The organism is Streptomyces dryopteridis, assembly GCF_049606955.1.
GTDB lineage: Bacteria > Actinomycetota > Actinomycetes > Streptomycetales > Streptomycetaceae > Streptomyces.
Window position 1 is genome coordinate 467,608 of record NZ_CP187113.1, and the last position, 21,669, is coordinate 489,276.

The window sequence follows — 21,669 nt, forward strand, 5'->3', positions numbered from 1 at the left end:
CCCGCCACCGGCCGCCTCCCGCCACGCCGTCCCGGCGCGTCGCCCTCGTGACCCCGGGGCGACGCCCGGGCTTGGTAGCGTCCCTCGCCCAGGGTGGTCGGCGGGCGCGGTCCCACGACCCGGACCGCGCCCTGCCGCCCCGCTCCCCCCACCACGCGAGAGGCAAGCATGTCCCAGACGATTCGCCGGGCCGTGATCCCCGCAGCGGGCCTCGGGTCCCGGCTGCTGCCCCTGACCAAGGCCGTGCCCAAGGAGATGCTGCCGGTGGGCGACCGGCCGGTGATCGAGCACACCGTGCGCGAACTGGTCGCCTCCGGCATCACCGACATCACCATCGTCGTGTCCGGCGGCAAGAGCCTGATCCAGGAGCACTTCCGGCCCAATCCCGGGCTCGTCGACCAGCTCCGGCTCGACGGGAAGGCCGAGTACGCCGACGCCGTCGAGGAGGTCGCCGAACTCGCCCATCAGGGGCACATCACCTATCTGTACCAGCAGGGCCCGTACGGCAACGGCACCCCGGTGCTGAACGCGGCGCGCGGCATCGACGAGCCGATGCTCGTGCTGTGGCCGGACGACGTGTTCGTGGCCGAGGTGCCGCGCGCCCAGCAGTTGATCCGCGCCTACGAGCAGACCGCGAGCCCCGTGCTGGCCCTGATGCCGATGGACCCGGAGCACGCGATGCGCTACGGCGTGCCGACCGTGCAGGAGGACCTCGGGGACGGGCTGCTGCGGATCAACGGGCTGGTGGAGAAGCCCAAGCCGGAGGACGCGCCGAGCCATTTCGCGGCCATCGGCGGGTACGTGATCACCCCGGCGATCGTGGAGGAGGTGCGGCAGCAGACCCTGCGCTGGCGCGAGCACCGGCAGGGCGAGGTGTACCTGACCGACGCGATCAACGCGTACGCGCACCGGCGGGCGGTGTACGGGCAGGTCATCCAGGGCCGCTGGTACGACACCGGCAACCCGAGCGGCTACCTGGTGGCCCAGTTCGCGCACGCCCTGACCCACCCGGAGTACGGGCCGCACCTGCGCCGGCTGGTCGCGGGCGACGACTCGGGCAGCACCACGGTCTGAGCGGGCCGCCCCGGACGCCCCGCGTCGCCGCGCCTGCCGCGCTCAGGGCAGGAAGCGGAACGCGGGGTCGTCCGAGCCGCGCACCAGGTAGCTCGTCAACTCCCGACCGGCGCGCGGCTCGTCGGCCGGGGACGCGGGCGCCGGCAGCCGCAGCGCGCGGTACAGCTCCGCCCGGTGCACGGCGAACGCGGCCTCCGTGGCCTCCCCGAACCGCCGGGCCCGCGCGGGCAGCACCCCGTACACGACCAGGGGCGCGACGAGCAGCCCCGCCGGGATCGCCCACCACGTGAAGGGCCACATGCCGGCGGCGAACACCAACCCCCACAGCAGGGCGGCCGTCGCCTGGTCCAGGGCCGCGCGGGCCCGCTCGGCCGCGAGCAGCACGGGTTCGGGCAGCACCGACGCGAACACCGGCCACACGACGACGGAGTCGAGCCCGTACCGGTCGGCGATCCGCCGCTCGGCGGCCCGGATCTGATTGCCGAGCCGGGTCGGGACCACGTACAGCGGGTCGACCGGGCGGCGCCGACGTTCCCGTTCGCACCGTTGGTAGTGGGCGAGCGCGGAGCGCGGGGCGTTGCGGGCCCGCACGGCCCCCATCGCCCGCTGCCAGTCGGTGTCGGCCTGCCCTGCCCTGCGCGCGGCGCCCGCGGCGAGGGCCTCACCGCCGATCCGCCACAGCGGGCCCGTGCCGGTCAGGAAGCGCAGCAGGGGGGTGGCGAGGGCCAGGGCGAGGAGCCCGGCGCCGGCGAGGAGGAGCACGCCGGCGACGGCGAGGAGCACGACGAGGGGGGCGCCGGCCTTCTCCGACCACGCGGTGACGGCCCGCACCCGGTCGAGGTCGCCGTCCGTCCAGAGCACGAGACCGGCGCAGCACAGCAGGAACACCATGGGTTGGAGGGCGAGGGCGAGCCAGCGTTCGAGGGCGCGGGGCCCCAGGAAGCCGAGCACCTGTTCGAGCACGGGGTACTCCTGTCAGGTCGGGGCGCGGGTCCGGGCGCGGGTAGGTTCAGGGGCCGGCCGTCCGGGTCAGGCCGGGTGTGGCGCACGCCTCGCAGGCCGCCGGGACCGGGGTGGCCGCGTCGGGGCGGTACCAGAGCTCTGGGCAGGCCCCGCACTTCCAGACCGAGACGGGGTCGACCACGCCCGCCTCGCCCAGGGGTCCGCCCCGGGCGTCGTCCTTGTGGATCCGTTCGGCGGCCGGGCGGTAGGAGGGGGCGTCGGCGAGGACGTCGGCGAGGTACGCGCGGGTGCCCCGGTGGCGGTGGAACAGGGCGGTGAGGCGTTCGGCGCCGGCCTCGTCGGGCGGGTCGGCGAGGAGGACTTCGAGTTCGGCGGTGAACGCGGCGGTGTGGGGGCCGAGCAGCTTGGCGAGGTGGGGGGTCGCCTTGTGGGCGGCGGCGTACACGCCGGGCACGTCCGTGCTCATGGCGTCTCCTTTCGGGGGGCGGCCGGTTCGAGGCCGCCGACGTGCAGGTGGGTCGCCCAGACGGAGGGCCGGTCGGGCAGGTTCCAGCGCAGGTCGAGAACGGCCTCGTACAGGGCGGCGGCGGCCACGCCGGGCCCTTCGGCGGCGACCGCCCCGTGGACCCGGCGCACCACGGGCAGGGCGGGTTCGCCGAGCAGGGGCCACAGGGTGCCGACGACCTGCCGGAAGCCGGCGAGGCGGAAACCGGAGGCCAGGTGGACGGCCTCGTCGGGGTTGCGGCGGCCGGGGGCGGCGGTGGAGCAGGCGGCGAGGAAGGCGAACTCGGCGTCGGTCGGGCGCAGGGTCGAGATGGCGGTCACGTCGAAGGGGCGGGTGGCGTGGTCGGCGAGCCGCAGTCGGCCGGCCGCCGGGTCGGCGGGGTCGGTGTCGGCGTGACAGGCGAAGTGGACGCGTCCGGCACCGGTCAGGGCCGCCTCGACCCGGTCGCGGGTGGCGTCGGGGCCGATGAGGCGGTCCACGGGGCCGGGGGCGAGGGCCGCGACGGTCTCCGCCTCCCGTTCGGTGTCGGGGTGCGGGGCGTCGGCGGGGACGCCCCGCGCGGTGGCGGTGGCGACCACGAGGGTGCGGGCCGGGCCGGCGTCCGGCCGGGGGCGGGCGGGTGCGCGGACGAGGGAGTCGAGGGTGGGGGTGTAGGAGGAGACGACGCGGTCGGGGACGGTCAGCGGGGCCTCGCCGAAGCGGGTGTCGTGGTGGCCGGCGGCGTGCAGGGGAAGGGTGGTGAGGGCCCCGGCGGGACACCACCAGACGCGGGGGCGGTCCGTGAGGGGGCCGTCGGCGGGGGTGTGGTGGCCGAGGGCGTCGAGGACGGGTCCGGCGGCGGCGTCCCAGAGGTCGGCGAGGATCCCGTGGATCGCGGCCTCGGCGGCGGGGTCCTCGGGGGTGTCGGGGTCGAGGGCCGCGTCGAGGGAGGCGGTGAGGAGGGCGGTGCGGTCGTCGACGAACCCGGGCGTGAGGAGGGGCAGGGGGACGACCTCGGGGGGCCGGCCGGCGCGCAGGAGGACGGCGTCGGAGCGGAACTCGGAGACGTTGACGACGACGGCGGCGCCGGTGGGTCCGGTGGCGGCGGCGAGGGTGTCGAGGTCGGGTGGGGCGAGGAACCCGGGGAGGGCGGCCTCGGTGCGGATCCGGGTGATGGTCTGCGCGATCCGGGCCTCGATCCACTGGCGCAGGTGGACGGGGTCCTCGGGCAGGTCGGGTTCGTCGAGGAGTACGCCGGGGGCGGGGCGGGCGGGGGTCCGGCGGTCGCCGGTCGCGTCGGCCGGGGGCGCGTCGGGGGTCTCGGTCTCGGCCAGGGCGCGGCGCAGGGTCCGCAGGCGGGCGGCGAGGTGGGGGGCGAGGGTGTCGACCTCGGCGAGGTCGGCGCGGCCGTCGAGGGCCTGGCGCAGCACGACCCCGCGTCCGCGTTCGAAGAGCAGCACCCCTTCGGTGACCCGGTCGGCGTTGAGGCAGCAGGCGAGGGCGTCGGAGGCCAGGCCGCGCAGGGCGGTGAGCCGGTGTTCGCGGTCGGCGCGGCGCAGGGCGGCCGGGGCGATCCGCAGGAGGTGTTCGACGGCCTGGGCGTACGCGTCGGCGGCCTCGGCCCACAGCCCGCGCCGGGCGGCGTTGCGGCCGATGGCGGCCCGGGCCGCGGCCACCAGGGGGGCCGGGGCCCGGTCGTGGGCGGCGGCGGCCCGCAGGGCGGCGGCGGCCTCGGCCCGGTCGGGCGCGCCGTCCCGACCGGCGGATTCGGCGATCCCGGCGAGCAGGAGGTGGGCGTCGGCCACCGCGAGGTGGGCGGCGGCGTGGGCCGCGGCGTCGGGGCGCACGTGGTCCAGGGCGGTCCGGGCGGCGGCCAGGGCCTCGGCGGCGTCCGCCGCGGATCCGGTGCGGGCCGCGCGGGCGCGGAGGGTGTCGCAGCGGACGAGGTGGGCGAGGGCCGCCGGGGCGGGAATGCTCTCGTCCAGTCCGATCCGGGCGAGGGCGGCCAGGGTGTCGTCGGCGGCGGTCAGGGCCGCGTCCTCCTGTGCGGGGTCGCCGCCGAGTTCGGCGCGGACCTGGAGGAAGCGGGCGTGGTCGGCCCGGATGCCGGCCTCCTCGGGGCTGCCGGGGTCGAGGGAACGCAGGGCGGCTTCGGAGGCGGTGACGGCGCCGTCGACGTCGGCCGGGTCCCGGGTGCGGACGTACCGGCTGTACCGGGCGACGGCCAGGTGCGCGTGGACCAGGCCACCGGCCGCCGGATGCGTCGTGGGCAGTCGGCGGGCGTTCTCGATGACGGTGACGGCTTCGTCCAGGTCCGCCCGGTGCCCCAGCCTCTCGTACCGCACGCGCAGGCAGTGGCCGAGGGTGGACATCGCCTGGACGAGGTCGGGGTGGGGGTTGGCTGTCATGACGGCGACGGCCTGCCGGTAGTGGTGGATCGCGGCCTCCAGGTCCTCGGGCGTCCCGCGCCATTCGGTGCGCAGGCGTCGGGCCCGGGCCTGGTCGAGGTGGAAGGGGCCGAGGTGGGGATGTCGGTCGCCGGCTGCGGCGAGGATCTCGTCGCCCACCTCGATGGCCCGGTCCAGGTCGGTGACGGGCTTGCCCAGTCGCAGGCCGCCGACGAGGGCCTGGGCGTACACGTGGCGCACCGCGAGATGGGAGGGATCGGCGGCCAGGACGAGGGCGTCGGCATCGCGGGCCAGGCGGACCAGTTCCGTGAGGTCCTCGGTGTGGCCGTGGCGGTCGAAGCGGGCGCCGTGGGCGCGGGCGCGGTGGGAGAGGTGGGCGGCGTGGCTGTGGCAGCGCCACGGGGGCCCGGTGTCCAGGAGCCGGGAGGTCTCCAGGGCCGCGTCCAGCATCCGTTCGGAGTCCTCGGGATGGTGCTCCAGTGCGTCGAGGAGCCTGAGGGTCACGCAGCAGGCGGGGGCGCGGTGGACGAAGTGGACGGCGATCTCGGGGTGGATCCGGTCGGGTGCGCGCACGGCCACGGCGCCCAGCCGCATCTCCATCGTCATCATCGCCTCCGCCCCGAGGTCCTTCGATCCCAGGGCGTTGTACCGAAGCCACCACACCACGCCGGCGACGAGCGAGGCGTCCAAATCGTCGAAGGGCACGGGCAGGAGCCGCTCGACCCTCTCCAGCGCCTCGGTGACGCGGGGTTCGAGGAGCGGACCCCGGGTCAGCGCCGCGGGTTCCGGCCAGAGCCGGGTCGCGAGCTCCTTCAAACAGGAGACCGTGCCCGCCAAATCGGTGGTGTGTCCCGGTGCGTGCTCGTCCATGCGTACCGCCCCCCGTCCGCGTTTCCCCGGCCCTTCCCTACCCAGCGGGGGGCGGCGGAATCGCGCCGGCGGCCCCGGCCCCGCGCACAGGGGGTCGGGGCCGCCGGAGGGTGGGGGGTGGTCAGGCGGAGCCGCGGGCTCCGGGCTTGAAGCCGTGGTTCCGGGCGCCGACGACGACGGCCAGGGAGACCAGGGAGAGGGCGAGCAGGGCCCAGGGGAAGGCGGCGGGTCCGGTGGATTCGAGCAGGATCCCGCCGACCACGCCGCCGCCGGCGACGGCGAGGTTGAAGACGGTGACGAGCATGGACTGGGCCACGTCGGCGCCGTCCCCGGCGGCGTCGGCGATGGCGGTCTGGAGCAGGGTGGGGGCGCCGCCGAAGGTGAGGCCCCAGGCGATCACGCCGATGACGGCGGCGACGGGCGATTCGTGGCCGATGCCCAGGACGAGGGCGGCGACGGCGAGGCCGGCGAGGCTGGCGACGGTCAGGGCGCGCAGCTTGCGGTCGACGAAGAGGCCGGTGAACCAGACGCCGACGATGGCGGTGGCGCCGAAGACGAGGAGCAGCACGTCGACGCGGGCGCCGAGGCCGGCCTCCTTCAGGAAGGGGGAGATGTAGGTGTAGAGGATGTTGTGGGCGAGGATCCACAGGAAGATCACGCCGAGTACGGGGCGGATGCCGGGGGTGGTGAAGATGGCCCGGATGGGCAGGCGTTGGGCGGCGGCCTGGCCGGGGAAGTCGGGCACGAGGGCGCGGACCCAGACGATCAGCAGCAGGGCGACCGCGGACATGATCCAGAACACGCCCTGCCAGTCGAAGACGGTGCCGAGCCAGGTGCCGAGCGGGACGCCGAGGGTGAGGGCGATGGGCTGGCCGACTCCGACCACGGCCAGGGCCCGGCCCTGGAGGTGCTCGGGGACGAGCCGGCGGGCGTAGCCGGCGAGGAGGCCCCAGATGACGCCGGAGGCCATGCCGGCGATGAAGCGGGCGCCGAGGGTGAGGGCGTAGTTCGTGGACAGGGCGGTGACGGTGTTGAACACGAACAGGCCGGCGACGGCGGCGAGGAGCAGGGGGCGCCGGTTCACGCTGCGGGTGGCCGCGATCACGGGGATGGCGGCGACGACGGAGCCGATGGCGTAGAGGGTGACGAGCTGGCCCGCGAGTCCTTCGGAGACCTGGAGCCCCTCGCCGATCCGGGGCAGGAGTCCGGCGGGCATCGTCTCGGTCATGATGGCGAGGAAGCCGGCGGCGGTGAAGGCCAGCAGCTTCAGGACGGGGAGCCGTTCCGGTGCCGGTGCCGCCTCGTCGGTGGGCCGGTCGGTGGTCTGACTGCCTGTGGTGGTCACGTGTCTCTCCAGGGTGACGCGTCGGCCGTGGTGCGGGGCCGGCGCGGCGGGTGCGGGTGGATCTGCGGGTGAGGGGCGCGCGGTTCGCGCGGGGTTCGAGCCGATCGCGAGCGGCCGGTGGTGGGATCAGTGGGACGAGAGCAGAGACCCCTGTCCGTGGATCTTGTCGGTGATGCCGTTGCTGCGCAGGGCGTGCCAGTACAGGACGGTGTTGTTGCCGATCACGGGCTTGCCGAGCCAGTGTTCGGCCTCGGCGGCGACGTCCTTGATGGCGACGTTGGTGCCGACCTGGACGATGGCCTCGATGTCGGGGCCGTCGATCTCGCGCAGGACGGAGCGCAGTTCGCTCTGGGAGACGTGCGAGATCCTCGCGGGGCTGGGCACGCCGAGGCCCTGGATGCGGACCACGTCGTAGCCGCTGTCCTTGAAGAAGCGGCTGACGGAGTCGTCGCCGACCGGCAGGTAGGGGGTGATGACGGCGATCCGGCGGGCGTCGTAGGCGGTGAGGGCCGCGGAGATGGCGTCGGGGCTGGTGATCACGGGGAGGCCGTCGGCGGCCTCGCGCAGGTTCGCCAGGACGCGGGCGTGGGAGTCGGGGCCGTCCCAGTAGCTCTCGGGGGAGACGCCGATGACGACGGTGTCGGGGTTGCAGCTGACCACCGAGCGGATGGCGGGGTGGGTGGAGTTGCGGATGCTGTGCATGACGTGGTCGAAGCCGGGTTCGTCGACCATGGAGTCGTCGCCGATGAGCATGCGTCCGGTGTGGTTGGTGACCTGGTGCGGGCGCAGGTCCTCCATCTCCGGCTGGGCGGAGGTGTTGGTGGAGGGCAGGACGATGCCGACCTTGAGGCGCGGGCCGAGGGAGTCGGTCATGGTGGGTGCCTTTCGTGAGGTGGTGCGGGAGGGGTTCAGGTGCCGGGGGCCGGCGGGGCCTGGGGGGCGAGGTAGCCGGGGATCTTCACGAGTCGGTGCTCGCGGCCGGTGATCTCGCGGGCGACGACGCGTTCGTGCCAGTTCTCGGGGTCCACGGCCTCCAGGGCGACGGAGACGGCGTCGGGGTCGGCGCCGAGCCGGCGGACGATCACGTCGGTGATGTCGGCGGCGAGTCGGGCGCGGGTCGTGTCGGTGAGGGGGACGGGGAAGTGGGTGATGTCCACGTGGGGCACGGTCGGCTCCGGGGTGGGTGGGGGGTGGGTGACGGGACGCGGGCGGTCAGTCCCGGGTCGCGGGGGCGGCGCCGACGGCGGCGCGCAGGGCCGCGGCGAGTTCGCCGACCCCGTGTTCCCGCAGGACGGAGTAGTGGTCGCCGGTGAGTTCGCGGATGTCGACGGTGGCCGCGTCCCGGCCCTCGCCGCTCTCGATGAAGGAGTACTCGTCGCCGGTGGCCTTGAAGACGGTGACGGGGGCGGTGACGCGGCGTTCGCGCCATTCGCGGAAGTCGTAGTCGAAGGCGTAGGTCTCGGCGACGACGCGGGTGATGCGGCGTACCAGGGCCTCGTCGAGACCCGGGATCCGGGCGACGACGAAGGCGACGAAGCTGTCCTCGTCACGGGTGGCGGCGAGGCAGTCGGCGACCTGCGGTCCGGTGACGGTGCCGGCGAAGACGGAGTGGAGGATGGTGACGTAGGCGGGGTTGGTCCACTCGGCGGCGCGGCCGTGGCGTTCGGCGTCGGCGGCGCGGACCTTCGGGTTGCCGGGGCAGATCAGCAGCAGGTGTTCGACGCTCTCGCCGAGCTGTTCGAGCTGCCAGGCGGTCTCGAAGGCGACGCGGGCGCCGAAGGAGTAGCCCCAGAGCCGGTAGGGGCCGGCGGGTTGGATCCGGCGGATCTCGGCCACGTCGGCGGCGGCCATCTCCTGGACCGTGGGGTGGGGGGTCTCGCCCGGGTTGATGCCGTGGGCCTGGATGCCGTAGAAGGCGCCGCCGAGGGCGCTCTCGCGGCCGAGCAGGCGCAGGTTCATCGGGTAGCCGCCCAGGCCGGGCCAGGCGAACACGGGCCGGGCGGGATCGGCCGTCGGGTCCTCGGCGGGGGCGCCGGGGTGGAGCAGGAGCAGCCGGGAGCCGCCGGTCTCGGCGCCGCCGACGGCGTCGGCGATCCGGGCGGCCAGCGCCGCGAGCCGGGGGGCCTCGAAGATCACCTGGAGCGGGAGGCGGATCCCGTGGTCGCGGTTGACGCGGTTGACGAGGGCCACGGCGGTCAGGGAGTTGCCGCCGGCCTCGAAGAAGTCGTCGTCGGCGGAGACGTCCTCGTACTTGAGGGCCTTGCCCCAGACCTCGGCGAGCCGGGTCTGGTACGGGCCGGCGGGGGCGACCCAGGGGCGGCCGGAGCCGGCGGCGCGGATCCGGTCACTGGCGGCGAGGTTTTTGGCGTCGACCTTGCCGTTGGCGGTGAGCGGCAGCTCGTCGAGGATGACCACCCGGTTGGGGATCATGTAGTCGGGCAGGAAGGACGCGAGTTCGTCCTTGATGATCTCGGCCGGGCCGCGGGTGTGCACGGCGTCCTCGTTCATGCCCTCGTCGGCGATCTGCCCGGGGGTGACCTTGCCGCCGAGGAAGAAGTACGAGGGGCCCGGCGCCACGCCCCGGTCGGCGAGGATCTCGTCGATCCGGCGGGCGGCGGGGAGCGGGTTGCCGCTCTTGGAGCTGTAGCCGGAGGACATGAAACCCAGGCCCAGGCCGTTGCGCTGGAGGTGGTGCAGGGTGGTGCCCATGGCGATGTGGTCGAGCCAGGGTTCGGGCGCGCGGGAGATCGCGGTGATGCCGAACGAGGCTCGGTCGTACACCAGTTGGTTGATGGCGATGACGTGCTTGCGGGCGATCAGCGCGTCCGAGAGGTGTTCGAGCCGGCCCTCGGTCCAGCGGTAGTGGCCGGCGGGCAGGTCGGCGATCCGGTCCGGGTGGGACTGGAGGTAGAGCTCGGTGTGGGTGGGCCGGGGGGTGCCGTCGTGGGCGTGGATCTCGAAGGTGCCGAGGTAGTGGTCCTCGGCGGCCACGTCGAGACGGTCCTTGACGGCCGGGTCGAAGGAGTGGGCGCGGATGTCGAGCCCGTGGGCGGGGAGGGTCTCCTCGAACACGCCCAGCATGTGGCCGGCCTCGAATTCGAGGACCTCCAGGACGTTGTTGGCGTAGACCGACTCGATGGCGCGTCTCTTGCCGAGGAAGTGGACGCGCAGCAGGGGCGGGGCGCCGGCGGGACGGGGCGCGGGGTCGGCGACGCGCACGAGGCTGTGGTCGGAGGGGTGGTGGTAGTGCAGGCCGGCGGGGACGCCGGGGATGCCGTCGACCTCCAGGTAGAGCTGGGTGGCGTAGAGGGCGCCGGGCGAGGCGTAGGAGTACTTGGGCAGGAGGCGTTCCTCACTGCGGACCGGGCCGAAGCGGCGCAGGATCGTGCCGAGCCGGTCGAGGTCGAGGTCGGCGGGGTCCAGGGGCGCGGCCGGGGTGAGTTCGCGCGGGGCGAGCAGGGCGTGCAGGTCGGCGCGGGTGACGGGGCCGCCGTCGTAGAAGCGGTAGGTCTTGCGGGCGAAGATCTCGCGGCGCAGGGCGGGGTCGGCCTCGCGGCCGGGCAGGGGCAGGGCGGTCCGGCCGGCGAGTTCCTCGGGGTCGCGGGCGCCGGCCTCGGCGAGCTGGGCCTTGACCTGGACCTTGCTGGACTTGGACTGGTGGTGTCCGCCGTGGTTGCCCTGGTCCATGAGGGCGGCCTCGCGGGGGTTGAGCTCGACGGCGGCCACCAGGCTCCGGAATCCGGTGCGCGGGTCGTCCACGACGACGGCGGCGGCGCGGCGGACCCAGGTGTGCTCCTCGACAGCCACGGAGATCTCGTCGAGTTCGACGCGGTAGCCGCGGAGCTTGATCTGGTTGTCGGCGCGGCCGACGCAGGTGATGGTGCCGTCGGGGTTCCAGTGGGCGAGGTCGCCGGTGCGGTACAGGCGTTCGGTGGGCACGAACGGGGAGGGGAGGAACCGCTCCTCGGTGAGGTCGGGCCGGCCGAGGTAGCCGCGGGCGAGTTGGACCCCGCCGATGTACAGCTCTCCGGTGGTGCCGATGTCGACGGGGCGGTGTTCCTCGTCGAGGATGAAGCAGGTGGTGTTGTCGACGGGCACGCCGATCGGGACGGTGCCGTTGCCCTCGGGGCCGTCGTCGCCGCGCAGTTCGTCGGGGTCGACGAGGCAGGCGGTGGCGTTGATGGTGGTCTCGGTGGGCCCGTAGAGGTTGACGAGGTCGGTGCCGGGCAGCTCGGCGAGCAGGGTGCGGGCCAGCCGGCGGGAGAGCGGTTCGCCGCCGGAGAACACCCGGGTCAGGGTGCGGGCGGTGCCGAGGCGTTCGGTGTCCACGAGGGCCTGGAGCAGGGTGGGCACGGCCTGGAGGGCGGTGACGCCGAGGCGTTCGACGGTGTCGAGGAGGGCCTCGGGGTCGCGGTGGATGCCGGGGGCGCCGACGACCACGGTGGCGCCGGCGGCGGGCGCGAGGATCTCCCACTGGGCGGCGTCGAAGCTCATCGGGGTCTTCTGCAGGATCCGTACGTGCTCGCCGAGGTGGCCGAACGCCTGCATCCAGCGGAGCTGGGAGACGATGCTGCGGTGTTCGATCATCACCCCCTTGGGCTTGCCGGTGGAGCCGGAGGTGTAGATGACGTAGGCGAGCGAGTCGGGGCGCGGGCCGCGGGCCGGGTGTTCGACGCGGTCCGGGGCGGGCGCGGTGCCCGCCGCCTCGTTCCCCCCGAGGCGGCAGGGCGCGGCCGATCCGGCCGGGGCGTGATCGGGCCCGCGGTCGAGGTCGGAGAAGGTGACGATCCGGGTGCCGCGCGGCACGAGTCGGTGGAGCGCGGCCCGCAGGTGGTCCTGGGTGACGACGATCCCGGCGCCGCTGGACTCGATCATGTACCGGATCCGGTCCTCGGGGTATTCCGGGGACAGCGGCAGGTAGGCGGCGCCGGCGGCGAGGATGCCCCAGGCTCCGGTGACGAGTTCGGCGGAGGGTTCGGTGTAGAGGCCGACGGGCGTGTCGACGGCCACCCCGGTCGCGTGCAGGTGGTCGGCGAGGCGGGCGGCCTCGGCCGCGAGCTCGCGGAAGGTGAGCCGCCGGTCGGCGGTGACGACGGCCGCGGCCTCGGGCCGGGCGGTGACCTGCTGGTCGAGCAGACCGGGCAGGCAGGCGCCGCTCTCGTGGCGCACGTTGCGGGTAGGTACGGCGAACTGGACGGTTGCCAAGGTGTTCCCCCATAAGAAACCGACACCTGCGCGGCGGGCGGGTCCTTCCCGCCGCCGCGGCTCGGCGTTGCTCCCCGGGCGGTCGGGGAGTCCGGGACGCGTCACCGATGGTGGTCTCGAACTCCCGTTCCCTGATTGGTCATTCAGGTCCGGAACGGGCTCATCGGTGGTGGGCGTCGCATCGACGGTTCAGAGGTAACCACACCTTCGATCCGACGGTGAAGGGCGGTCCATGCAAATTTAACAATCGTTCCAGAACTGCTAACCTCGCGTCATGTCTCCTCGCCCTCGCAGCTTCGACCTCAACCAGGCGTTGGACGCGGCCATGGCCACGTTCTGGGACAAGGGGTACGCCGACACCTCCGCCCAGGACCTCGTGGACAGCACGGGACTGGGTCGCGGCAGCCTCTACCACGCCTTCGACAGCAAGCACGGCCTCTTCGAGGCGGCCCTGCGCCGCTACGACACCGAGTGGACCGGCCCGCTCGTGGCGCGGCTGGAGCGGGGCGAGGGGCCGGCCCGCGAGCGGATCCGCGCGGTGCTGCTCGGCGTGGTGGAACAGGAGAGCGCGCCGACCCCCGAGCACCGGGGCTGCCTGGTCATCAACTCCGCGATGGAGCTGGCCGGTCGGGATCCGGAGGTCACCGAGATGGTCCGGGCCGCCTTCGCCCGGATCACCGCCGCCTTCGCCGTGTGCGTGGAGCAGGGCCGCGCCGACGGCAGCCTGGAGGCCGACCTCGACCCCGTCAAACAGGCCCGCTACTACCTCAACTCCATGTACGGGCTGCGGGTGTTGGGCAAGGTCACCGACCGGGAGGCGATGGTCGACATCGTGGACCGGATCCTGCCCCCGGCCGACGCCTGAGCCCCGCGCGGATCGACATCGGGACGCAACGCGCCCGTCACGAACCCGCCACGCGCGCGCCTTCCAGCCGCAGCAGGTTCTCCAGCAGCCCCGGGAAACGCTCGCCGAACTCGGACCGCAGCCGCAGCGCCATGCCTGTCCCGGTGGCCCGTTGCACGATCAGCCCGGCCTCCCGCAGCACCTTCCAGTGATACGAACGGGTGGACTTGGTGCCGGGCATCTCCAGCGCCGAACAGGCCAGTTCGACGCCGGGATCGGCGGCCAGGCGCACCACGACCCCGCGCCGGTGCCGGTCCGCCAGGGCCGCGTAGACGGCGTCGAGGCCCACCGCGTCGAGGTCCGGGTGCGAGAGCTGCACGACCATGCGCGACCTTTCATCGGGACGTCACACGCCCATCGTTGCGGGCGTCACCGCCACACCCCTAGGCTAGCCGGTACGAGAATTTTCGAACCACTCGCGGAGGAAGCCCGCGAGCCTCCCCACCCCGTTCGCACCCGCACCGCACGCGCACCAGGGAGTCACCATGTCCTCGTCCACCACCCCCCGCCCCGTCGTCGCCGTCCTCGGCACCGGCACCATCGGCGCCCCCGTCGCCCGCAACCTCGCCCGCGCCGGCTTCACCGTGCGCGCCTGGAACCGCACCGCCGCCAAGGCCGAGGCCCTCGCCGCCGACGGGGTCACCCCGCTCGCCGACCCCGCCGAGGCCGTCCGCGGGGCGCAGGTCGTGCTCACCGTCCTCACCGACGGCCCCCGCGTGCTGGAGGCCATCGAGGCCGCCGCCCCCGCCCCCGGCACGATCTGGGTGCAGCTCAGCACCGTCGGCGACGCGGTGGACGCGCTGGCCGCACACGCCGAGAAGGCCGGCCTGGTCTTCGTGGACGCCCCCGTGCAGGGCACCAAGCAGCCCGCCGAACTGGGCAAGCTCGTCGTCCTCGCGGCCGCCGCCCCCACCGCGCGCCCCACCGTCGAACCCCTCTTCGACGTGATCGGGCAGCGCACCGTCTGGGTCGGCGAGGACGGCCGCGAGGGCTCCGCCAGCCGCCTGAAGCTGGTCCTCAACACCTGGATCATCGCCCTGACCCACGGCGTCGGCGAGGCCCTGTCCCTGGCCGAGGGCCTGAACGTGGACCCGCGCCACTTCGTCGACGTGATCACCGGCGGCCCCACCGACAACGGCTACTTCCAGCTCAAGTCCGCCGCCGTGCTCAGCGGCGAGCTCGCGCCCAGCTTCACGGTGGACAACGCCGAGAAGGACGCCCGCCTCGTGGTCGAGGCGGCCGAGCGGGTCGGCCTGCGCCTGGACGTCACCGAGGCCGGCCGCGAGCGCTTCCGCCGCGCCTCGGAGCGCGGTCACGGCGGCGAGGACATGGCGGCCGGCTACTTCGCCAGCTTCGACGCGTAACCCCCACCCCCACCGCCCAGCCCCGACCCGCCCCGCCGACGAAAGGCCGAGCCCGTGAGCACCGACCGACACACGAGCGTCCTCATCGTCGGCGGCGGCGCCGTCGGACTGCTCCTCGCCTGCGAACTGGCCGCGCGAGGGGTCGACACCACCGTGGTGGAGGAACTGCCCGCCGTCCGGGACGTGCCCCGCGCCGGCACCCTGCACGCCCGCACCGTGCAGACCCTGCTGCGCCGGGGCCACCTGCGCCTGAACGGGACCGGCCGGCTCGACGAGCACCAGCGCTTCGGCTTCCACTTCGGCGGCCTGTCCGTGCTGGAGATCGACGCGCCCACCGCCGAGGGCCCGCCCATCGTCAACCGCTCCCAGGCCGACCTGGAGCACCTCTTCGAGGCGGGCGCGACACGCTCGGGCGCCAGGGTGTGGCGCGGGGCGCGGGTGGTGGACCTGGTCGAGGAGGCGGCCGGGGTCACCGTCTCGGTGCTGGCCGCCGACGGCGCCGCGCACACGCTGACGGCGGACTGGGTGGTGGGCTGCGACGGGGCCCGGGGCACCGTGCGCGAACGGGCCGGGATCACCTCGACCACCACCGAGCCCACGTTCGCCGCCGCCCTCGGCATGGTGCGGCTGCTCGACCCGGCGTCCGCGCCGGGCGGCTGGGCCCGGGGGCCCGGCGGCGGCACCCTGGTGAACGTGAACCCGTACGGGCACAGCCGGGTCATCGCCCACGACTTCACGAGGCCGCTGCCCGACCGGCGGCGACCGGTGACCCTGGGCGAGCTGCGGGCGAGCACGGCCCGGGTACTGGGCCGCGACCTCCCGATGACCGACCTCGCGCACGCCGCCCGCTACAGCGACTTCACCCGGCTGGCCGACGGCTACCGCTCCCCCGGGCACGGCCGGGTGCTGCTCGCGGGTGACGCGGCACACGTGCACGCGCCGCTCGGCGGACAGGGGCTGAACACGGGCCTCCAGGACGCCGTGAACCTGGGCTGGAAACTGGCGCTGGTGGCCCGGGGCGCCGCCCCCGCCGAGCTGCTCGACACCTACACGGCCGAGCGCCGGCCGGTCGCGGCGGCCGTCGTGGCCAACACCCGGGCGCAGGCCGCCGTGATGGATCCCCGCCCGGAGCGGGCCCCGGCGCGCGCGAGCGTGCGCCGTTACCTGGGCGACGAGGAGGCGCTGCGGGCCACGGCGGCCGAGGTCAGCGGGCAGTCGATCACGTTGCCGCCGACGGCGCCCGGGGCCGGACCGGACCTCGGCGCGGGGTGGTTCCTGCCCAACCACACCCTGGCCACGGCCGAGGGCCCGCGCACCGTGGCCGAACTGCTCACGGCCGGCCGACCCCTGCTGCTCTTCGTGCCGGCGGTGGGCGAGGGCCTCGCCGACACCGCCCTGGCCTGGGGCGACCGGCTGGACCCGGTGCCGGTGGCAGACGATCCGGCGCTCGGCTGGAACGCGGTGCTGTGCCGCCCGGACGGCTACACGGCCTGGTCCTCCCCCACCGGCACCCGCCCCGACCTCGGCGCCCTGACCCGGGCCCTCACCCACTGGCTGGGCCCCCTCCGCCACCCCGCCCACCTCGGCGAACGAACCTGACGGCCCGTCGCCCCGACCCGCGGGGGGTGCGGTAGATTGCGCCGGCGAATGATCCACTCGGGTGACGGCGCCACGGGGGCGCCGGGCCCTGAGAGACGGTGACACGGGGGCACGCATGGGTGGCGACGGGGCGCGGGAACGGCGCCGGCAGACCGATCTGATCGACTCCTGGCGGGCCGTGGAACTCTTCGCCCCGCCCGTGATCCCGGCCCGTCCCCGGCGCCCGCGCCCCGGGGACGGGCAGGTCGTGGACCTGGTGCCGGCCCCGGGCGGCCGGCTGCCCGGGCTGCCGTGGGCGGCCGGGCACCCGGTGACGGGCGCCGGGCGCGCCCCGCGCGGGCGGATGTGGCGGCACGAGGTGTACGGCGGGGTCTTCGACCTGGAGCGGCTGCGGCTGGCGATGGTCGCGAGTCTGCCGACCGGCACGGACCCGGACTCGGGGGCGCCGGCCCTGGACCTGGAGCTGACCGGGCAGAGCGCCATGTTCGCGCTGGTGCTGGACGAGCACGGGCGTCCGGTGGAGGGCACCTCGGTCATCTCGGCGGCGGGCTGGGCGGCGGGCCGGCTCTTCGACCCGGGTCCGGGCGCGCCGGGGTGGCTGGACGGGTTCGAGGACCTGGACGAGGCGTTCGGGACGGCCGTCGACGATCTGACGGCCGCGCCGCTCTGGTACGAACGCCCCGCACCGGCCACACCGGCCGGAGCGCCCGAACCGGCCGGTGCGGGGAGCGGCGAGGGGGCGGGCGGGGGCTGGCAGGGACTGCTCGCGGAGATCCTCGGCGGCGCGGCGGTGGCGGCGGTGGGCATGTTGTTCGGCGGGGTGGCCGGGGCCCTGGTGCAGGGCGCGGCGGAGCCGTTGGTGCGGCGGGCCGCCGACTGGGCGGCGGCCCGCCGCCGACCCGCCGGTCCCGCCCCGTCCCCCTCCCCCGGCGCGGGGGCGGGAGCGCCCGCCCCGGCCGCGGCCCCGGCGGCCGAGGAGGTGCCGGTCGAGGGCTCCGGGGCCCGGCCCGTCGCGTTCGCCGACCTCGTGGCGCTCTCCGCGCAGATCGCCGAGCTCTGCGGGGTCACGGAGCTGTTGGCCCCGCGCACCGTCCGGGTGCGCAGCACCCTCGTGCGGCGCCCCGTGAAGCGGCCGGGGCCGACGCCGGAGGCCCCGTTCCTCAACAGTCTGCTGCCCTCGGACCTGGGGCGGGTCCGGGACGCGGTGGCGGCGGACGGGGCGGGCGCGGCGCTCGGCGCGTACCTGACCCCGGGCGCGGACGTGCGCCGGGCGGACCGGGTGGACCTGCGGGCGGAGCCGGGCGTGGTGTTGGCGGGGGTGGCACCGGGGCTGGTGCCCGCCGGGCGGTGGCCCACCGCGCCGCGGTTCCCGCTGGTCCTGGGGCAGCAGTTCGCCGTGGACCGGATGCTCGCCGACCTGTCGGGGCCGGCCGGTGGGGGCCTGTTCTCGGTGAACGGGCCGCCGGGCACCGGCAAGACCACGATGTTGCGCGATCTGATCGCGGCGCTGGTGGTGGAGCGGGCGGGGGTGCTCGCCGGGTTCGACGATCCGCGCCGGGGTTTCACGGGGACGCCCTGGAAGGGACGGGATCCGCAGGGGTACCCGAGGACCGTGCGGGGTCTCGATCCGCGGCTCGCGGGCTTCGAGATGGTGGTGGCCTCGTCCAACAACGGGGCGGTGCGCAACATCACGGCCGAACTCCCGGCCCGGGGCGCGCTCGCGGAGCCCTGGCGGTCGGAGACGGACCACTTCGCCGATCTCGCGGGGGCGCTGCTCGGCGGGGAGCCGGCCTGGGGGCTGATCGCGGCGGTGCTCGGCAACAGGGGCAACCGGCGCGAGTTCGTCCAACGGTTCTGGTGGGGCCGGTTGCCGGCCGAGGAGGCCGAGGCCCGCGAGGAGGCCGGCGCGCCGCCGCTGGTGGGCATGGAGTCCTGGCTGCGGGCCCGCCGGGAGCCCGCCGACGGGCCGCCGGAGCGGGAACCGGGCACGCCGGAGGTGCTGCCGTGGGCCGAGGCCGTGGCCGCCTTCCGGGCGGCGCTGGCGGAGGTGGAGCGGCGACGGGAGCCCCGGCTGCGGTGGGAGCGGCTGCTGGCCGAGGCGGAGTCGGGGCGGGAGGCGGCGCTCGCCCCGACTGCGCAGGCGCTGGCGCGCGCCGAGGAGCGGGTGCGGGAGGCCGAGCGGGCTCATCGTCGGACCGCGGCGGAGGTCACGGACCGGGTGGCGCAGGTCCGGGTGGCCGAGGAGGCCCACGCGCGGGCGGGGGCGACCGTGCCGCGGGCCCGGCTGTCGGTGGAGGAGGCGCGCGCCGATCTGTCGGGGGCCCGTCGGGTGGCCGAGGACCACCGCAGGCTGATCGGGCGGCTGACCGCACTGCTGGAGGAGCCCGAGCCGGCCGGGCGGGGGCTGCGGGGCGGGCTGCGCCGCTTGTTGCGGAGTCCGGCCGAGCGGGAGGCCGAGTCGCGGGCGGCGGCGGCCGAACGGGCCGGCCTGCTGGACCGGATCGACGCCGGGCACGCCGCCCTGGAGACCGCGCTCGCGCGGGTGCGCGCGGCGGCGGCGCTGGAGTCCGCGGCGCTGGAGGCGGCGGCCCGGGACGGGGCCGCGGTGGACGCGGCGCGGGTGCGGGTGGTGGCGGCGCGGGCGGCCGAGACCGCGGCCCGTCGCGAACGGGAGCGGAGCGCGACGACGGTGGGGCTCGCCCACGAGGCGCGGGCGCGGGAGGCGGCGGAACACGAGCGGGCCCGGGCGGCGCTGCGGGCGCGGCGGGCCGAGCTGATCGCGGCGGCCGGGGCGCTGCCCTCGCTGCCGCTGGGTTGGGAGGACCTGTCGGAGGCGGAGCGGGAGTCCGGTTCGCCGTGGACGGACGAGGACTGGGGCGCGGCGCGCTCCGAGCTGTTCCTGCGCGCCCTGGACCTGCACCGTTCCTTCGTCGCGGCCAACGCCGCGGTGGTGTGGGGCAATCTGCGGGTGCTGGTGGAGGCGTTGGAGGGCCGGGACCGCGCGTATCCGGCGGAGCAGGTGCTGCGGGCCTGGCAGACCCTGTTCCTGCTGGTCCCGGTGGTGTCCACGACCTTCTCCTCGGTGGGTGCCATGTTCGCGCGGCTGGGGCGGGAGTCGCTGGGCTGGGTGTTGGTGGACGAGGCGGGGCAGGCGGCCCCGCAGGCGGCGGTGGGGGCCTTGTGGCGGGCCCGGCGGGCGGTGCTGGTGGGTGATCCGCTCCAGTTGGAGCCCGTGGTGACGATGCCGGTCGGGTTGCAGCGCCGGTTGCTCGCGGCGCACGGCGTGGGCGCGGAGTGGCTGCCCTCGGCGGGCTCCGCGCAGTCCCTGGCCGACCGCGTGAACCGGTACGGGACCCTGCTGCCGGCGCCCGCCGAGGAGGACGGGCGAGTGTGGGTGGGGGCGCCGCTGCGGGTGCACCGGCGGTGCGAGGAGCCGATGTTCACGATCGCCAACGAGGTCGCGTACGGGGGGATGATGGTGCACGGGACGGCGTCCGCGCCGTTCCCGGACGAGGAGCGCGACGGGCTGTTGCCGAGCCGCTGGCTGGACACCGGCGATCCCGGGCGGGACCCGGACGCGCCGTGGGGCGAACGGGACCGCAAGGCGTTCGTGTTCGTCCTCGACCATCTGCGCCGGGCGGGGGTGGCGCCGGAGCGGATCCGGATCATCGCCCCGTTCCGGGCCCTGGTCAAGGAGTGCGTGGCGGTGTGCGCGGAGCGGCCGGAGTGGACCTGGGAGCTGCGGGAGGAGCACTGCGCGACCGTGCACCGGGCCCAGGGCAAGGAGTCGGACGTGGTGGTGCTGGTGCTGGGCGGGAACCGGCCCGGGGCCCGGCGGTGGGCGGCGGGCGACCCGCGTCTGGTGAACGTGGCGGCGAGCCGGGCCAAACGGCGGTTGTACGTGATCGGGGAGCGCGCGTTGTGGGCTCCGCTGGCCCATTTCGACGTGCTCGCGGGCCGTTTGGAGGTCTTCGAGCACGTGCGCGACCGGGAGACCTGGGGTCCGGTGGGACACTGAGCGGGGGCGGCTCCGTCGGGGCCGGCCCCGGCTTCTACAGTGCTGTAGATTCCTGCGTGGCCGGCCCGGCCGGACCCACCCCACTCCTCGGCGTCGAGAGGCCCCTCCCGTGTTCGGTATCAGTGAGTTCGCGATCCTCGCCCTCGTCGTCGTCCTGATCTTCGGCGCCAAGAAGCTGCCCGAGCTGGCGCGTTCGCTGGGCAAGTCGGCCCGGATCCTGAAGTCCGAGGCGAAGGCGATGAAGGCGGACGGGTCGAAGGGCCCGGCGGCCGGCGCGGCCGGCGGCGCGGGCTCCCCGGTGATCGAGGGCGTGGTCGTCGACGGCCCCGCCGCGCGTCCCCGCGAGGACGGCCGCGGGGCCTGACGGCACTGCCCGCGCACGGCCCGCCCGGGACTTCAGTCGGCGCGCGGGCCCGGTCCGGGGGCGTGGGCGCGCGCCAGGTCGCGTTCGAGGGCGTCGAGGGCGACCCGGACCTCGGCGATCCGGTCGGCGAGCGCGGGCCCGCCATCGGCGCCGCCGACCGCGGCTTCGGCGGTGCCGTCGGCCCGCTCCCCCGTCCGTTCGCGGCGGCGTCGGTCCTCGGCGTGCGCCTCCTCCAGCGAGCCGAGGACCACCCCTATCAGCACGTTGACGAGCACGAACGAGGACAGCAGCACGTAGCTGCCGTAGTAGAGCAGGCTCCAGCGGGAGATCTCCAGGCCGGCGCGGACGGCGTCCCCGATGCCGTCGAGGGTGACGAGCAGGAACAGGGTGAGGGCGGCCCGCCCGACGGAGCCGAAGTGCTCGGGTTCCCGTTCCCCGAAGCAGACCCAGCCCACCATCGCGTACACGTACACCACGAGCCCGCCCACCAACAGGAACCCGGCCGTGCCCGGCAGGCTGCGACCGACCGCGACGAGCACGATCCGCAGTCGGGGCAGGAACCTGGCCGTGCGCAGGACGCGGGCCAGGCGCAGCAGCCGCAGCACGGTGGCGTTCTCGCGGACGAAGGGCAGGAAGGCGCAGACCACGACGGCGAGGTCGAAGAGGTTCCACGGGTCGCGCGCGAAGGCCCGCGGGCGGTCGGCGTGGGCGCCGAGGCGGAGCAGGATCTCGATCACGAAGAAGGCCAGGCAGGCGTGTTCGGCGATCCGTAGCGGGCCCGACCAGGCGGCGACGAGGCCGCTGTAGGTCTCGGCGCCCAGCAGCAGCGCGTTGACGAGGATCACGCCCAGTACGAGGAGGGCGAACCAGCGGGCCTCGGTCAGGAGCCGACACCGGCCGGCCAGACGTGCGCGGACCCCTGACGCGGACCCGGCCGGCGGTGCGGACGCGGGTGCCTCCGGTTCCCTCGGATGCTCGGACATCGCGGCTTCTCGCTCCCTCGGATCGTCGACCCTCCGTCAATCCGCGCCCCCACCGGGCCGGTTGACATGATGATCACTTCGGAAGCAC

At 75.3% G+C, this 21,669-nt stretch carries 15 protein-coding genes; 6 read left to right on the forward strand and 9 right to left on the reverse strand.

Annotation, left to right across the window (positions count from 1 at the left end):
• Positions 1 to 168 precede the first annotated feature (168 nt).
• Positions 169 to 1,074, forward strand: a complete 906-nt coding sequence (locus ACN20G_RS01835; RefSeq protein ID WP_424210926.1) for a UTP--glucose-1-phosphate uridylyltransferase — start codon at positions 169 to 171, stop codon at positions 1,072 to 1,074.
• Positions 1,075 to 1,116: 42 nt separating this feature from the next.
• Here ACN20G_RS01835 and ACN20G_RS01840 read toward each other — a convergent pair whose 3' ends face one another.
• The 7 genes from ACN20G_RS01840 to ACN20G_RS01870 all read right to left on the reverse strand — a co-directional run bounded on the left by ACN20G_RS01840 (position 1,117) and on the right by ACN20G_RS01870 (position 12,349).
• A complete protein-coding gene (locus ACN20G_RS01840) occupies positions 1,117 to 2,037 on the reverse strand; it encodes a hypothetical protein (RefSeq protein WP_424210927.1) in 921 nt (306 codons plus the stop codon).
• A gap of 46 nt (positions 2,038 to 2,083) precedes the next feature.
• Entirely contained in the window at positions 2,084 to 2,503 is a 420-nt protein-coding gene (locus ACN20G_RS01845) for a hypothetical protein (RefSeq protein ID WP_424210928.1), read from the reverse strand.
• Complete coding sequence (locus tag ACN20G_RS01850) at positions 2,500 to 5,799, reverse strand: CHAT domain-containing protein (protein ID WP_424210929.1); 3,300 nt, start codon at positions 5,797 to 5,799, stop codon at positions 2,500 to 2,502. The genes ACN20G_RS01845 and ACN20G_RS01850 overlap by 4 nt, the downstream gene beginning before the upstream one ends.
• Positions 5,800 to 5,920: 121 nt before the next feature.
• Positions 5,921 to 7,144: an MFS transporter gene (locus tag ACN20G_RS01855; protein WP_424210930.1), complete on the reverse strand. Its 1,224-nt coding sequence runs from the start codon at positions 7,142 to 7,144 to the stop codon at positions 5,921 to 5,923.
• Positions 7,145 to 7,270: 126 nt separating this feature from the next.
• Positions 7,271 to 8,017 carry a maleate cis-trans isomerase family protein gene (locus ACN20G_RS01860; RefSeq protein ID WP_424210931.1) on the reverse strand — a complete coding sequence of 249 codons (747 nt, stop codon included), beginning with the start codon at positions 8,015 to 8,017 and terminating at the stop codon, positions 7,271 to 7,273.
• Positions 8,018 to 8,052: 35 nt separating this feature from the next.
• A complete protein-coding gene (locus ACN20G_RS01865; RefSeq protein ID WP_424210932.1) occupies positions 8,053 to 8,301 on the reverse strand; it encodes a tautomerase family protein in 249 nt (82 codons plus the stop codon).
• 55 nt (positions 8,302 to 8,356) lie between these two features.
• On the reverse strand, positions 8,357 to 12,349 hold the full coding sequence (locus ACN20G_RS01870) for an amino acid adenylation domain-containing protein (RefSeq protein WP_424210933.1): 3,993 nt from the start codon (positions 12,347 to 12,349) through the stop codon (positions 8,357 to 8,359).
• Positions 12,350 to 12,623: 274 nt separating this feature from the next.
• Between ACN20G_RS01870 and ACN20G_RS01875 the strand changes: the two genes are divergently transcribed.
• Positions 12,624 to 13,214 carry a TetR/AcrR family transcriptional regulator gene (locus ACN20G_RS01875; protein ID WP_424210934.1) on the forward strand — a complete coding sequence of 197 codons (591 nt, stop codon included), beginning with the start codon at positions 12,624 to 12,626 and terminating at the stop codon, positions 13,212 to 13,214.
• A 37-nt stretch (positions 13,215 to 13,251) separates the two neighbouring features.
• On the opposite strand, the gene ACN20G_RS01880 is transcribed toward ACN20G_RS01875, so the two are convergent.
• A complete protein-coding gene (locus ACN20G_RS01880; protein WP_424210935.1) occupies positions 13,252 to 13,578 on the reverse strand; it encodes an ArsR/SmtB family transcription factor in 327 nt (108 codons plus the stop codon).
• A gap of 160 nt (positions 13,579 to 13,738) precedes the next feature.
• Here ACN20G_RS01880 and ACN20G_RS01885 point away from each other — a divergent pair, with 160 nt between their 5' ends.
• The 4 genes from ACN20G_RS01885 (at position 13,739) to tatA (ending at position 20,598) form a co-directional block, all read left to right on the forward strand.
• Positions 13,739 to 14,617: an NAD(P)-dependent oxidoreductase gene (locus ACN20G_RS01885; protein WP_424210936.1), complete on the forward strand. Its 879-nt coding sequence runs from the start codon at positions 13,739 to 13,741 to the stop codon at positions 14,615 to 14,617.
• A gap of 54 nt (positions 14,618 to 14,671) precedes the next feature.
• Positions 14,672 to 16,216, forward strand: coding sequence for an FAD-dependent monooxygenase (locus ACN20G_RS01890; RefSeq protein WP_424210937.1), 1,545 nt, complete (start codon positions 14,672 to 14,674; stop codon positions 16,214 to 16,216).
• 115 nt (positions 16,217 to 16,331) lie between these two features.
• The gene (locus ACN20G_RS01895) at positions 16,332 to 20,234 is read left to right on the forward strand and encodes an AAA domain-containing protein (protein WP_424210938.1); all 3,903 of its coding nucleotides are present in this window, start codon (positions 16,332 to 16,334) and stop codon (positions 20,232 to 20,234) included.
• 109 nt (positions 20,235 to 20,343) lie between these two features.
• On the forward strand, positions 20,344 to 20,598 hold the full coding sequence (gene tatA / locus ACN20G_RS01900; RefSeq protein WP_424210939.1) for a Sec-independent protein translocase subunit TatA: 255 nt from the start codon (positions 20,344 to 20,346) through the stop codon (positions 20,596 to 20,598).
• Between the two features lie 32 nt (positions 20,599 to 20,630).
• On the opposite strand, the gene ACN20G_RS01905 is transcribed toward tatA, so the two are convergent.
• On the reverse strand, positions 20,631 to 21,581 hold the full coding sequence (locus ACN20G_RS01905; protein ID WP_424210940.1) for an ion transporter: 951 nt from the start codon (positions 21,579 to 21,581) through the stop codon (positions 20,631 to 20,633).
• Positions 21,582 to 21,669: the final 88 nt, after the last annotated feature.